The 14,094-nt window shown below is 60.3% G+C and carries 12 protein-coding genes; 4 read left to right on the plus strand and 8 right to left on the minus strand.

The window, feature by feature from the left end:
* The first annotated feature begins 112 nt into the window (after window positions 1-112).
* Genes ACEN2T_RS12270 through ACEN2T_RS12280 form a run of 3 tightly spaced genes read left to right on the plus strand, consistent with a single transcriptional unit; the run spans window position 113 to window position 1,741 of the window.
* Window positions 113-793: a class I SAM-dependent methyltransferase gene (locus ACEN2T_RS12270; RefSeq protein WP_032890833.1), complete on the plus strand. Its 681-nt coding sequence runs from the start codon at window positions 113-115 to the stop codon at window positions 791-793.
* A 4-nt stretch (window positions 794-797) separates the two neighbouring features.
* Window positions 798-1,517 (plus strand): lipopolysaccharide kinase InaA family protein, encoded by a 720-nt coding sequence (locus ACEN2T_RS12275; RefSeq protein ID WP_032890835.1) that lies wholly within the window; start codon window positions 798-800, stop codon window positions 1,515-1,517.
* Window positions 1,514-1,741, plus strand: a complete 228-nt coding sequence (locus ACEN2T_RS12280; RefSeq protein ID WP_032890836.1) for a hypothetical protein — start codon at window positions 1,514-1,516, stop codon at window positions 1,739-1,741. Before ACEN2T_RS12275 ends, ACEN2T_RS12280 begins: the two co-directional genes overlap by 4 nt.
* Window positions 1,742-1,795: 54 nt before the next feature.
* Here the strand turns inward: ACEN2T_RS12280 and ACEN2T_RS12285 are convergent, their stop codons facing one another.
* The 5 genes from ACEN2T_RS12285 to ACEN2T_RS12305 form a co-directional block, all read right to left on the minus strand.
* A complete protein-coding gene (locus tag ACEN2T_RS12285) occupies window positions 1,796-4,822 on the minus strand; it encodes a multidrug efflux RND transporter permease subunit (protein WP_442116801.1) in 3,027 nt (1,008 codons plus the stop codon).
* Window positions 4,823-4,825: 3 nt separating this feature from the next.
* Entirely contained in the window at window positions 4,826-5,956 is a 1,131-nt protein-coding gene (locus tag ACEN2T_RS12290; protein ID WP_442116802.1) for an efflux RND transporter periplasmic adaptor subunit, read from the minus strand.
* Window positions 5,957-6,157: 201 nt separating this feature from the next.
* Window positions 6,158-7,255, minus strand: a complete 1,098-nt coding sequence (locus ACEN2T_RS12295; RefSeq protein WP_442116838.1) for a DUF1513 domain-containing protein — start codon at window positions 7,253-7,255, stop codon at window positions 6,158-6,160.
* A 2-nt stretch (window positions 7,256-7,257) separates the two neighbouring features.
* A complete protein-coding gene (locus tag ACEN2T_RS12300) occupies window positions 7,258-8,322 on the minus strand; it encodes an imelysin family protein (protein ID WP_032890843.1) in 1,065 nt (354 codons plus the stop codon).
* 31 nt (window positions 8,323-8,353) lie between these two features.
* The gene (locus ACEN2T_RS12305; protein WP_122763808.1) at window positions 8,354-9,793 is read right to left on the minus strand and encodes a di-heme oxidoredictase family protein; all 1,440 of its coding nucleotides are present in this window, start codon (window positions 9,791-9,793) and stop codon (window positions 8,354-8,356) included.
* Window positions 9,794-9,931: 138 nt separating this feature from the next.
* On the opposite strand from ACEN2T_RS12305, the gene ACEN2T_RS12310 reads away from it, so the two are divergent.
* The gene (locus tag ACEN2T_RS12310) at window positions 9,932-10,495 is read left to right on the plus strand and encodes an NAD(P)H nitroreductase (RefSeq protein ID WP_032890847.1); all 564 of its coding nucleotides are present in this window, start codon (window positions 9,932-9,934) and stop codon (window positions 10,493-10,495) included.
* Between the two features lie 125 nt (window positions 10,496-10,620).
* Here ACEN2T_RS12310 and ACEN2T_RS12315 read toward each other — a convergent pair whose 3' ends face one another.
* From ACEN2T_RS12315 to ACEN2T_RS12325, 3 genes are all read right to left on the minus strand, one after another.
* A complete protein-coding gene (locus ACEN2T_RS12315) occupies window positions 10,621-12,759 on the minus strand; it encodes a methyl-accepting chemotaxis protein (protein ID WP_122680788.1) in 2,139 nt (712 codons plus the stop codon).
* Between the two features lie 136 nt (window positions 12,760-12,895).
* A complete protein-coding gene (locus tag ACEN2T_RS12320) occupies window positions 12,896-13,297 on the minus strand; it encodes a YbaN family protein (RefSeq protein ID WP_032890851.1) in 402 nt (133 codons plus the stop codon).
* 172 nt (window positions 13,298-13,469) lie between these two features.
* Window positions 13,470-14,078, minus strand: coding sequence for a biliverdin-producing heme oxygenase (locus tag ACEN2T_RS12325; protein ID WP_095185783.1), 609 nt, complete (start codon window positions 14,076-14,078; stop codon window positions 13,470-13,472).
* Between the last annotated feature and the right edge of the window lie 16 nt (window positions 14,079-14,094).

Genomic DNA, 14,094 nt, shown 5'->3' on the forward strand with positions numbered 1-14,094 from the left:
TAAAGTCTTGAAATATATGAGATTGGACAGGACAAGTTTTTCACAATGGGTTGACCTGTTGATCACAGGACGCTGCTTAAGGTTGTAGGCATCAGCAACAGGAGATCCGTTGATGCCTACCCCGATCAAACTCGAATTTTCCGACAAGTACGACGACGAACACGCCCACGAATATTTGCTCAAGCATCAGGACAATTTGGCCCGCCGCTTGTCCCACAAGCGCGACGAGCAATTGGCCCGTGGTGCGTTGGCGATGGCGGGTGAGCCTAGCCTGGTGCTGGACTTGCCGTGTGGTGCGGGGCGCTTCTGGCCGTTGCTGGCGGAAAAACCCAACCGTGTGATTATTGGCGCCGACAATTCCGCGTCGATGTTGAAGGTCGCAACCGCCGCCCAACCGGCGGATGTGGTGAAACGGGTACGACCTTTGCAGACATCTGCCTTTGATATCGATTTGCCGGATAACTCGGTCGATAGCATTTTCTGTATGCGCCTGTTGCACCACATTGGTGATCCGGCGCACCGACTGGCGATATTGCGGGAGTTTCAGCGTGTTACCCGCGACAGCGTGATCATTTCGCTGTGGGTCGATGGCAATTTCAAAGCCTGGAAACGCAAACGCCTTGAAGGGCAGCGACGCAAGAACGGTGAGCAAGAAGGTTACCAAAACAGATTTGTGTTACCAGCTGCTACTGTTGAAGCAGAATTTGAGCAAGCGGGTTTCCGTGTTCAGGATTCTCTGGATTTCATCCCGCTGTACGCCATGTGGCGAGTGTATGTATTGCGCAAGAGGTAAGAGCATGGCAGTTGAGTGCGTAGCAGGCAGTCACGTAGCTCCCGAAGAAAGATTTGATTATTTCTGGCGCCAACAAGGCGAGTGGGTCGAAGAGCCCAATCGTCGTCGCGGCGGTGAAAGTGGTGTGCAGCGAGTGATGAGCGCCAATGGGCGTCTGCTCTACAGCAAGCGCCAGACTGGCCACATCTACCGCAGTTGGCTGCACCCCTTTGGGCGCCCCACGGTGCTGCGCGAGCGTGATGCCCTCAAGGGGCTGCGCTTGCTGGATGTGCGGGTGCCGGAGTTGGTGTTCTGCGAGGCGCGCCGCGATGCTGAGCACCAGTGGCAGGCGTTGCTGGTCACCGCGTCCCTAGACGGTTTTGACGAAATTGAAAACTGGTACTCCGCGGGTGGCCGTGAACGCTACGGCGAATTGGTCCACGAGCGCGTACTCAAGGAATTGGCCTGCACCCTGGCACGTATGCACAAGGGGCGTTGGCAGCACGGTTGCCTGTACATCAAGCATATCTTTGTAAGGGTGACGGGCGAGGGCGACGCGGCCAACGTGGAAGTGGCACTGCTGGATTTTGAGAAGTGCCGCCAGCGCATTACCGCTCATAAGGCAGCGTCCCACGACATGCTGCAACTGCGCCGCCATTCGTCGTGGAACGATAGCGACTGGGCAAAACTCAGCTACTTTTACGAGACGGCGTTTGGCAGCGCTATCAAGGGTTTAACCAAATGAAGCTAGAAATAGCACGAGGTGTGTTTCTGGTAGGGGCGTTAGGCGTTGCAGCCTTGGCCCTGGCCGCGTGGGAACAGCCTCGCACACAGGTACTCAGTGCGACGCAGGACGGGGCGCAATGCCTGTTGCCGCGCGTCGTCAAGGCGAGTGTGGCGGCCAAGCCTGATCACGAGTTGCTCCTGTTCATGTTTGGAATGTCTCAAGGGATGAGGCCGCAGAGTTGAAACGATTTAAACCACCCCGAAAGGGCCTTGCGATGCGAGGCCCTTTTTTTTGCTTCAAGCCTTATCCGGTTTGGCCAGGAGGATATAAACGCAGGGCAGTACAAACAGCGTAAACAACGTACCGATCGACATCCCCGTCGCAATCACCATCCCGATATCAAACCGGCTGACGGCACCTGCCCCGGTTGCGAAAATCAGCGGCACCATGCCGAACACCATGGCGGCTGTGGTCATCAGCACTGGTCGCAGGCGAATCGATGCGGCTTCCTCCACGGCTTGTCGGGGCGTGAGGCCCTTGTCCTTACGCAACTGGTTGGCAAATTCCACGATCAGAATGCCGTGCTTGCTGATCAAGCCGATCAGCGTTACCAACCCCACCTGGGTGTAGATGTTCATGCTCGACCAGCCCAGGAACAGCGGAATCAGCGCCCCACAGATCGACAACGGCACCGTCACCAGGATCACCAGCGGGTCACGGAAGCTTTCGAACTGCGCCGCCAACACCAGGAAGATAATCGCCAGGGCCAGGCCAAAGGTTACCCACAGCGCCGAGCCTTCCTGAATAAATTGTCGGGACGCACCGCTGTAGTCGAACGCATAGCCGGGCGGGGTTTCTTCAATGGCGATCTGGCGCACGGTGTCGATGGCCTCGCCCATGCTCACGATCGGAAAGCCTGATATCAGCGCCGAGTTGAGTTGCTGGAACTGATTCAACTGGCGCGGTCGGGCGCGGTCGGTGAGTGTGATCAGGGTCGACAGCGGCAACAATTCACCCTGGGTGTTTTTCACGTAGTAGTTGTTCAGCCAGTCGGGGTTATCGCGGTAGGCGCGTTCTACCTGAGCGATCACCTTGTAACTGCGCCCATCAAGGGTGAACCGGTTGATCTCCGCCTCCGCCAGCAGGGTTGCCAGGGTGCCGCCGAGGTCTTGCATCGACACACCCATCTGCGCCGCCTTGGCGCGGTCGATATCCACCACCACTTCGGGTTTGTCGAAGGCCAGGTCGATGTCGACAAAGGCAAACTTGCCCGACTCCATCGCGCGCTTTTTCACGCGGTTGGCCACTTCCAGCAACGACTCATAGTCATTGGCGGTGTTGATCACAAAGCCAAACGGCAGGCCCTCACCCGTGCCGGGCAGGGACGGCAGGTTGAAGCCGAACACTTGCAGGCCGGGAATCTGCTCGAGGCGATGCTGCACCTCGGGGAGGATTTGCATCTGGGTCCGGTCACGCTCGTTCCACGGCTTGAGCAGGAAACCGCCGATGCCCGATTGCACGCCGTTGAAGCCATTGATCTGGAACGACGAGTAGTACTCCGGAAACTCCTTGAAGATGTTGATGAACTCGTCGGTGTAGGTGTTGAGGTAGTCCAGGTTGGTGGGCTGCGGCGCGCTGGCAATCATGAAGATGATGCCCTGGTCTTCGTCCGGGGCCAGTTGCGACTGGGTGAACTTGAGGAACACCGGGATCAGGCACAGCACGATCAGCGCAAACACGATCACCACCGGCCGCGTATTCAGGGTGCCGTGGAGCATGCGTTGATAGCGCCGCTTGAGTCTGTCAAAAATCCGGTCGAGGCGATGAGCCAGGCCGCTCGGGTTTTCATCGTGGCGCAACAGCAGGGCGCACATCATCGGTGACAGGGTCAGGGCGACAATGCCGGAAATGATCACCGCCCCGGCCAGGGTCAGGGCGAACTCCTTGAACAGCGCCCCGGTGAGCCCTTCGAGAAAACCAATGGGCGCATACACCGCGGCCAACGTGATGGTCATGGACACCACCGGCAGGGCAATTTCCCGAGCGCCTTCCAGCGCCGCATCCAATGGCGTCTTGCCTTCCTCGATATGCCGGTGGATGTTTTCTACGACCACGATGGCATCGTCCACCACCAGGCCGATGGCCAATACCATCGCCAGCAGCGTCAGCAAGTTGATCGAATAGCCCATCAATTGCATGAAAAACAGCACGCCGATCATCGACAGCGGGATGGTGATCACCGGGATCACCACCGAGCGCAACGCGCCGAGGAACAGGAACACCACCACGATGACGATCAGTACCGCCTCAAACAGGGTCTTGACCACTTCGTTGATGGAGGCCTGGATAAATAGCGTGGCGTCGTAGGCAATTTCTGCCTTGAGGGTAGGCGGCAGCTGGGCTTCCAGCTCTGGCATGATCTTGCGCACTTCCTTGATCACCTCCAGCGGGTTGGCGCTGGGGGTAGCCTTGATGCCGATGTACACCGAGGGCGTGCCGCCAAACGAGCTGATGGCGTTGTAGTTTTCCGCGCCCATTTCTACGCGGGCCACGTCCCGCAGCAGCACACGGCTGTCACCGTCGGTTTTAACGGCGATGGCGCCAAAGGCTTCAGAGGACTTGAGGTCGGTGTTGGCGTTGATGCTGGTCACCACGAACTCACCCTTCACCTCGCCGGCGGCGGACAGGAAGTTGTAACGGCGCACGGCGTCGGTGATGTCGCTGGCGCTGAGGCCGAAACCGGCGAGCTTGACCGGGTCCAGCCAGATACGCATGGCGAACACCTGATTGCCGAGGATCTCCGCTTCTGCCATGCCCGGCAGGGTGGCGAGCTTGGGCTGGATGACGCGAGACAAGTAGTCGGTGATCTGCGGGTTGCTCAATTGCTGGCTGGAGAAACTGATGTACATCAGCGCCGAAGCGTCGGCCGCCTCTTTGCTCAACACCGGGTCTTCGGCGTCTTGTGGCAGTTTGTTTTTTACCTCATTGGCTTTGGCCAGTAACTCGGTAAACAAGCGGTCACTGTTGGCGCCGATGCGCGCGTAGATGGAAATCACCGAAAAGTTCTGGCGACTCACCGACGTCATGTAGTCGATGCCCTCAGCGCTGGCCAGGCTTTGCTGCAACGGCTGAGTGATATAGCCCTGGATGGTTTCGGCGTTTGCACCGGGGTAGGCGGTGGTCACCGTTATCAGGGCGTTTTCCATGGTCGGGTATTGGCGCAGCGGTAACTTGCTGTAGGCCTGCAAACCCAGCAGCACGATGAGCAGGCTGACCACCATGGCCAGCACCGGACGGCGGATAAAGGCATCTGTGAACTTCATGGCTCAGTGCCCTGCCGGCAGGTTTTTGTCCGGACTGATGGCGATGGGCGTGCCGTTATCCAGCTTGAGCTGACCGGCGCTGACCACCTGCTCTCCGGCGCTCAGGCCCTTGCTCACCAGCACCAGGCCGCCGCGTCGTTCGCCGGTCTCGACAAAGCGTCGCTCGGCGATCAGCAGCGGTTGGCCATTGGCGTCCTTTTCCAGCGCGCCGCTCTCGTTCTTCTTCTCGGCCACGGCGTACACCGAGTTGCCGTAGAGGGTGTAGGTAATTGCGCTTTCCGGCACCACGATCTGTGCGGTGGGGTTGGGCAGCAAGACGTCGAGGCTGGTGAACATGCCGGGCAGCAGTGTGTTGTCCGGGTTGGCCAGGGTGGCGCGCACCAGGACATTGCGTGTGCTGTCCTCGACCTTGGGGTTGATTGCGCTGATGCGACCGGGGAATTGCTGCCCGGGGTAGGCTGAGACCTGCACCTGCACGGTTTGGCCGATGGCGACCTTGGGCACCGCGTGCTCGGGGATATAGAAGTCGACATACAGGCTGCTGATGTCCTGCAAGGTGGCGATCACCGTGCCGCTGGCCAGGTAGTCGCCCACGTCCACCTGGCGAATGCCGATGGTGCCGCTGAACGGCGCGACAATATGCTTCTTCGCCAGCGAGGCCTTGAGCTGGTTGACCGTGGCTTTGTTCTTTTGCAGTTGCGCGGACAGGCGGTCGAACTCGCCTTTGGAAATCGCCTGGCTGCCCACCAACTGGCTGCCGCGTCCGTAGTCCAGCTGGGCCAGGCCCAAGTCGGCCTGGGCAGTTTCCAGCAGCGCGCTTTCTACGGCGCTGTCCAGTTGCACCAGGGGTTGCCCGGCCTTGACCTTCTGCCCGGATTCGAACTGCACGTCTTTGACCGTTCCCGCAATTTCCAGGCTCAGGTTGACGCCTTGCAAAGCCTTGAGCGTGCCCACCGACGGTAGGCGTTGCTGCCATGGCTGCTCGACAGCGGTGGCGACGGCGACACTCACGGGCGGCTTGGGTTTGGAAAAGACCTGGATCTGCTGATAGATGGAAAAGGCTTTATAGCCCGCCAGCAGCAGGACGATTAACAGGACGACACCCAACATGATCAGCATGCGACGGCGCAGCATATTCCGGTTCCTTGGAAAAACTGAGACAGACGAAAACAGACAAGCTCGAAACATTACTCCGAGTGTAGTGGGGATTCCAGACGGTATTTTTGACAGGTCAACGGCCCTGTAATAGCCCGACTTGCCGGCGATGGCGCCTTCAAGCCCTGCGGCGATTTGAAGTACACCATCGCCGGCAAATCGGGCGACTACAGGGGGATGTCAGATCAGGTGGAGATGGTTGTCCCAGAGCCCTGCTGGTAATTCCAGCGGTTTGGCGACCAACTGTTTCTGGCGGCAATCGTAGTAGCGGCAACGGCCTTGGCCGGAGGTGACGACAAACCCATCCTCTACTGCACCGACCCCTGCGCAATCGGGTAACGGACCATCAAGACGCAGTTCGCCGCTGTCCATGTCCCAGATAAAGAAGCGATTGCCACGTGGCGCCGTCAATGCCACCAGGCGCAACTCGCTGTGCACCGCGACGCTGGCGGTGTAATGCCCCATGGCCTGCAATTGCTCGTCTGCCACTGGAAACGCCACGAACGGTTGCCCCGGACGCTTGATCGCCAGCAACTCGGAACGCTCCTGGGACGGCCCCATGAACTGCTGCCCGGTAAGGATGGTGCCATCGCTGGCGATGCCCATATGGCGCACGCTGTTCATCTGCTGGGCCAGGGTTTCCTTGCTGATGAGCGTGCCATCGCGCTGCATCAACACCAGGCTCGGCTCCATGGCATTGAGGTTCATCTCCACGCGGCTTTCGGCTTCGGTGCGAATGCCGCCATTGGCCACGATCAACGTCTCGCCGTCGGGCATCCACGACACCTGGTGCGGGCCAATGCCGTGGGTGGAAAGTTCGCCGCTGTGCACCAGCCGCTCGCCTTCGAACTTATACACACCGAGCAAGCCACGGCCGGGGTCGGATGTATCGTTCTCGGTGGCGTACAGCCAGTCGCCGCTATTGTGAATCACCGCATGGCCGTAGAAGTGGCGATTGGTGTTCGAGGTGATGGTTTGCAGCAGCGCGCCATCACGCAGGTCGATCAGGTAACTTTCGGTGCCCGGGCGACGGGCGACGTACAGCGCAATCGGCAGTGTCGGGTGGTTGATGATGTCGTGGCAGCGCTGGCCGACCTGAGTTGCAAACACTTGCTTGCCGTCCAAGTGATAGCCCACGGCGTAGTGCTTGCCGTCTGCATCATCGCGCGCCGACAGCAGCAGCGGACCCTTGTCTTTCTGCTTGAACAACGTCCAACCACCCAGTGTGAGTGCGCTGAGCAGTACGCTGCCAACCGCCAAAGCCTGTCGCCTGAGCATCATCAGTCACCGTCGTTGGCGTTAAAGCCCAGTTGGATGCCCAGCGCCTTGGCCAGTTCGCCTTCGTGCAGGCGGTGGACGACGTTGAGGCTGTCATAGATGTCGTTGAGTTGCTGGCGACCGGCGTCATCGTTCAACAGTTCGTTGAGGGTGCGCTGGTTGCTGGCGAACAGTTTCAGGGACGCGGCGTAGGCGGCGTCGATTTTGTCGGCCAATGGTTTCTGATCCGACGGCAGCAGGCCACGCAGGCCTTTGTTGTCGACGCCGACCCATACGGTCTGGGCGGCAGCAAGGCTGGCCTCCAGGCTTTGCAGGGACGACTGGCTGCGCCAAGCGTCGGCCTGGAACGGCTGCGGGATGCCCTTGGTCTGGCGGCCCATGGGCGTGCCGAGTTTTTTCTTCAGGCTGTCCAGGGCGGTCACTTGGACGCGCAGCAGGTCGGCGATGGCTTCGTGGGAATCGGCGTAGCGCTGGTTCGGAAACTTGGTCATCTGCGCGAGCATGCCATCGGTGCTGTTCCAGCTGGCTAGGATCTCTTCGGCCAGGGTTTTCTGACGCTCGCCGATGGCCACCAACAGTGGGCAATAACGGGCTTTGTTCGCATCGTCGGCGATGTCGGTCTTGGCGTCGTAGAGGATGTATTCGTAGGCCGACAGGCCTTGCACGACTACGCTGGACTTGGCCAGGGCGGCGCCGTCGATCTGCGGCTGGCTGGTGACCAATTGCTCGACCTGGCGCCCGACCAGGTTTTTCTTGTCCGGCCAGAACTGTATTTGCCATGCACGGTTGCCCTCGGCCAGCGGGCCGATCAGCAGCGGTTGCAACTCGGCCCAGGCTTTTTGCGCATGGATGAAGTCGGCGCGGGCGGTGTCCAGGCTTTCCTTGCCCTGGCAGTAGGCGAGGGCGCTGACGGCCAACTGACGGTCGGCTTCGACCCAGCGGCTGTAGGTCGGCAGGATCACTTGTTTGGCGATCGCTGCAGAGGTCACAGCTTGCGGGTCTTGTGGCGAGCAGGCGCCCAGGGCGAGGGCGGCCAGGCTGGTGAACAACAACTTGGGACGGAACATGTCGAGCTCCCTTCTGTAAGTGGGGCGAAGCTTATAAAGAATTCAGGAACGCCAGCAACGCAGCGCGCTGTTCGGCATTAAAGGACAACACATGCTGCTGCGCCGCTTGTGCCTCACCGCCGTGCCAGAGCACGGCTTCCAGCAGGTTGCGGGCGCGACCGTCATGCAGAAACTGGGTATGGCCACTTACGGTGTGTGTCAGGCCAATGCCCCACAACGGCGGCGTGCGCCAGTCGCGGCCACCGGCCTTGAATTCGCTGCGGTTGTCGGCCAGGCCATCGCCCATGTCGTGCAGCAGCAAATCGCTATAGGGACGGATCACTTGGTTGGCCAATTCAGGCTCGGCGGCATTGGCTGAGGTGGTGAACGTCGGCTTGTGGCACCCCTGGCAACCGGCCTGGAAGAACAGGTTTTTCCCGGCCAGGACTTGCGGATCGTTGACCTGGCGGCGCACGGGCACGGCAAGGTTACGGGTGTAGAACAGCACCAGGCGCAGAATGTTATCGCTGACTTCCGGCTCGCCATCGGCGCCATTGCCGTTGGGCGCCTGTTTGCAGGCCACTTGGGCGTCGGTGCAGTCATCGAAGGGTCTCAGGGACGTAGTGAGGCCCATATCACCAGAAAACGCGTGAACATTTTGTTGATTGAGGTTGGGTTGTCCGGCTTTCCAGCCAAAACGCCCGAGCACGGTTTTTTGCTGGGCGTCATCCCACACCTGATTGGCCCGGCCGACGATGGCTTCTTTATCGGCGGTTTTGGGGTCGGTATTGCGCAGGATGTCCGCGTCGCTGATGGCTTCAAGCAGGCCAAGGCCGATCATCGGCGGGGCGATGCGCGCCGAAAAACGGGTGTCGGGGTGCATTGGGCCATAGCCGAGTTGGGTGATCTGCAGGTCCGGCTTGCGCAGCTCGACGACGGTGCCGTCCTTGAAGGTGACGTTGACCGGTGTGTAGTCGACCCGCACCTTGCCTTCCGGGGTGACGCCGGGCACGGCCATGTCCTGCAATTGCCCGCCGTATATCGGCTCTGGCACCACGCCTGCTTGCTCGATGAGTTTGGCGTAGGGTTGCTGATCCTGAGTTGGCAGGGCGATCGACAGGCGCACCAGCATCGAGACCGCATTGGCTGCGTCGGGCAACGGCGGGTGGCCACGGCCGTCCTTGATGTGGCAGTTCTGGCAAGCGTTGGTGTTGAACAACGGGCCCAGGCCATCACGGGCGGTGGTGGTGGACGGCGCGATCACCCAAGGACTGCGAAAGAAACTGTTGCCGACGCTGAAGTCCAAGCGGCGCGTCGGCGACAAGTTGGCCGACGGCAGGGAAAACGCGTTCTGGTCGCGCTTATTCACCGTCGTCGCGCCGCCTGCCCGCGATTCACCCGGCTCGGCCTTGGTGAACCTGGGGGCGTCATCGCACGCAGTCAGGCCCAAGGCCATGCATACGACGGACAGACGAAGAAGCGAACGGAACATCGAGTTTCCTGAACGAGCGTGAAAAATATGGTCGCAAAGTCTAACAGGGCCGGGGGGAATGAATAAGAGCAATTATCGTTTGGTGGTCGCCGGTTTATTCCCGCTAGAATGACCGCACATTTTTTCTGGAGGTGGCCAATGCAGGCTCTCGACGCTTTGCTCAACCGTGTTTCCGTGCCGCGTTTGCTGGAGCCGGCACCGACCCAGGAGCAGCGCGACGTGCTGTTCGCCGCTGCCATGCGTGCACCCGACCACGGTCAATTGCGCCCTTGGCGTTTCCTCACCGTAGAAGGCGCCGCCCGTGAGCAGATGGGGACGCTGCTGGCCGAGGCTGCACGCCTGCAAGACGCCGACGCCCCGCAAGCCGCCATCGACAAGGCCCAGAACGGCCCATTGCGCGCACCGTTGGTGGTGGTGGTGATCGCCCGTTTGCAGGAGCACTTCAAGGTACCCAAGTCTGAGCAACTGCTGGCGGCGGCCTGTGCGGCCCACGGCATTCTGTTGGCGGCCTATGCCCAAGGGATTGGTGCGGTGTGGCGTACGGGTGAGTTGTCCTACTCGGCCCACGTTGCCAAAGGCCTGGGGCTGACGGCGGATGAGGAAGTGATTGGCTTCCTCTATTTGGGTACCCCGCAGAACCCGCCGCGTACGGCGCCGAAGGAAGATGTGGCGGCGTTTGTGCAGGCTTGGACGGGTCTCTAAGCAGTACGCGATCAAAATGTGGGAGGGGGCTTGCCCCCGATAGCGGTGTCTCAGTCAATGAATCTGCTGACTGACACACTGCTATCGGGGGCAAGCGCCCTCCCACATTTCACCTGTGGTGTTTCTTAAACCTTGAACTGATCCATGAGTTTCATCTGCTGGCTGGCCAACGCATTGAGTTGGCTGCTGATAGCCGCCGATTCGGTGGCCTGGCCGGTGAGGGTTTCGGTCACGGTGCGGATCGCCGAGACGTTACGGTTGACCTCTTCGGCCACCGCGCTCTGTTGTTCGGCGGCGCTGGCGATTTGCAGGTTCATGTCGCTGATCACCGTCACGGCGTCGCTGATCTTGCCCAAGGCCTGCACGGCCTGATGGATCTGCCCGGCATTGCTCTGGGCCTGGCTTTGGCTTGAGTGCATCGTCGCGACCACGCCACGGGTGCCGCTCTGGATGCGTTCGATCACCAGGCGGATCTCCTCCACGGAATCCTGGGTGCGCTTGGCCAAGTTACGGACTTCGTCGGCCACCACCGCAAAGCCGCGGCCGCTTTCGCCCGCGCGTGCCGCTTCAATCGCTGCGTTCAGCGCCAGCAGGTTGGTCTGTTCGGCAATGCTGCGGATCACTTCCAGCACCGAACCGATTTGCTCGCTGTTGACTGCCAGGGCTTCGACTTCGCCCACGGCCCTGCTGACTTCTTCGGCGAGGATCGTGATATCCCGCGTACTCTTTTCAATGATCTGCATGCCTTCGCGCGCCGACTGATCGGCACCGCGTGCCGCGCTGGCGGCATTCGAGGCGCTGTTGGCGACGTCATGGGCGGTGGCGCTCATTTCGTTGGACGCCGTGGCCACTTGGTCGATTTCACGGAACTGCACCTGCATGCCTTCGCTGGTCTGGCGGGCGATGGCCGAGGACTGGTCCGCCGTGCCGCGGGCCTCGGTGATGCTTTGCTTGATCTGGGCGATAGTCGGTTGCAGCTTGTCGAGGAAGCGGTTGAACCAGTTCACCAGTTCGCCCAGTTCATCCTTTTTGCTGTAGGCCAAGCGTTGGGTGAGGTCGCCGTCGCCGCTGGCGATGTCCTTGAGCATCGCGGCCACGCTGTTGATCGGGCGGGTTACGCCGGTGGCGGTCAGCCAGATCAACAGCAGGCCGAGCAACGCGGCGGCAGCCGCTACCAGTAAGGCTTTGAGCGTACCAGCCGCCTGCGCATCATCGAGCACGGCTTGCAGCTTGACGTTATCAGCCAGCATCACGGCTTTTGGCAGCTTGATCACCACGCCCCAGGATTTGGCATCGCTAATCGGCTTGACCGGGTACACGGCGCGAATGGTATCGCCCTGTTCTCGGATCACGTGATTGTCACTGGCCAGCAGTTGCACGATCTCTTTGCCTTCGGCGCCGAGGGTATCGATAAGATTCTTGCCGACCTTGGCTGGTTCGCCGCTGTACGCAGCAATCAGGCCGGTGCTGGAGAGAATCTCCAGGTGCGCCGCGCCATTGAACAAGTCTTTCTGTGCGGCATCGGTGGACGCTTGCAGGGCGGTAAGGGCGATATCGACACCAACGATACCGATGACTTTGCCTTCCACGATCAGCGGCATCGAAATGGTGGTCATCAGCACGGGTTTGCCGGCCACTGTGTCTTCATACGGGTCCAACAGGCATGTACTGCGGGTGTCGCGCGGGCAGGTGTACCAGATGTTGTAGGGCGTACCACTGAGGTTGAGGGTAGTCTTGGTCAGGTCGTCCTCGACCATGATGGTGTTCAGGCCTGCGCCACCGGCTCGGCTCCAGTAGCTGGAGAAGCGGCCTTTTTCGTTGGACACGCGAGCCTTGTCGTCGACGAATTCGCTGTCCTTGCCATCCAACCCGTTGGGCTCGAATGACAGCCAGATGCCCAGCACCTTGTTGTTGCGCTCGAATGCGGTTTTTACGCTCTGGTTGAGTTCTTCGCGCAGGGCGCCGGCTTCAAGGGCACGCTTGGTCCCCAAGTTACGCAGGTCTTTGATCTGGTCGGCAAGGGCAGTCAACGCTACCTGACTGTCACCGAAAGTTTTCTGCAGTTGCACGGCCTGCTCCGCAGCCTTGGCTTGCAGCAACTGTTCCACGCCAGCGGTGAGCATGCGTGAGCTTGAATCACTGACTAACTGATCGTTCTGGTTAGTGGTGTAGATATTGATGCCGACCACCAGTGCAATCACGCCCAATAGGCAAAGCCCGGACAGCAGCACGATTTTCAAGCGGATAGAGAGGGTGTCGAACATAGGCTCACTCACGAATGGACTTGTTGGAATGCACAGCACGGCCAAGTCCATTCAGCGCTATATCCGGAGCATCGGCGCGGTAGGGGCTTTCATGAGCAGAAGGCGATGGGCGGTAGGAAAACGCCTACAGGTAGGGTTATACGGGCTGTGCGAGCCGTTCGGGGCGTGACCAGATCCACAGATTGCCCAGGCTCATCCCGGCAATCGCCAGGTAGATGGGCCAGCCATGGTCGAGCATCACCAGCATCAGGATCGCGCACAACAGCATGCTCACGGTGGCACTGACTTTGGCCCGGCGCGCGATGATCTTGCCGTTGCGCCAGTTGAACAGGATCGGCCCAAACAGGCGGTGGTTTTCCAGCCAGGCGCTGAGGCGTGGCGAGCTTTTGGTCGCGGCCCAGGCGGCCAGCAGGATGAACTCGGTGGTGGGCAAACCGGGTATCACAATCGCCACCAGCCCGATGCCCAGGCTGACATAGGCCAGCAGGCCGAACAGGATCTGTGCGATTTTCGAGGTGGATTGGGTTTTGCCGGTCATGGTGAAGCTTTTCTTGGGGAAGGTTTACAAAAAAGTCCGAACTTAAATGCGATCAAAATGTGGGAGGGGGCTTGCCCCCGATGGCGGTGGGTCAGTTACCTATTTGTTGGCTGATGCACCGCTATCGGGGGCAAGCCCCCTCCCACATTGGGTTGCATTTCAATTTGCGGGATCAGGCCAGTTCAGGGGCGCTAGCGTACGCCTGTTCCAGCAACACGGTGAAGCGCACAAACGCATCCACCGCGCCTTTTTCTACCGCGGCCTCTTCCTCGGGGCTGAATTGCAGGCCGTCGAGGGTGCGGGTGAAGCGCTTCCAGCCTTCGGCACGACCGCCGGCTGGCTCACCCAAGTGGCGGGCCCCAAAGGTTTCGCTCAAGCCGAGGCCTACGGCGCGCTTGATCAGGAACGCGGCGCCCAACTTGGAGCCTTCCGAGACGAACAGCCAGCCCAGGGCTTCTGCTTTGCTCGGGTTGCTCACTGCACCGGCCACCGCAGCCGGCACTTCGGTGTCCAGGTCGGCGAGGTCCAGCTTGGCGGCTTCGGCGCGGCAGCGTGCGGCGAGGTCAGGCACGATCTTGATCAGTTCGGCATCGTTGTACAGGGCCACCAGTTCCGACTGGAACAGGTACTGCGCCACCACGAAACGGGCAAAGTTGGCCTGGGTTTCGAACGGGGCATGGGCCTTTACCAGTGCATCCAGCTTGGTGTGCGGCTCGTTGGTGATCTGGTTCAGGCGCTGGGAGCGCAGGCTTGGACGTTCTGCGTTAGGAGAAGCGGTCATGAAAAAGTCCTTGAGA

The sequence above is a fragment of the Pseudomonas sp. W22_MBD1_FP4 genome (assembly GCF_052113765.1).
GTDB lineage: Bacteria > Pseudomonadota > Gammaproteobacteria > Pseudomonadales > Pseudomonadaceae > Aquipseudomonas > Aquipseudomonas sivasensis.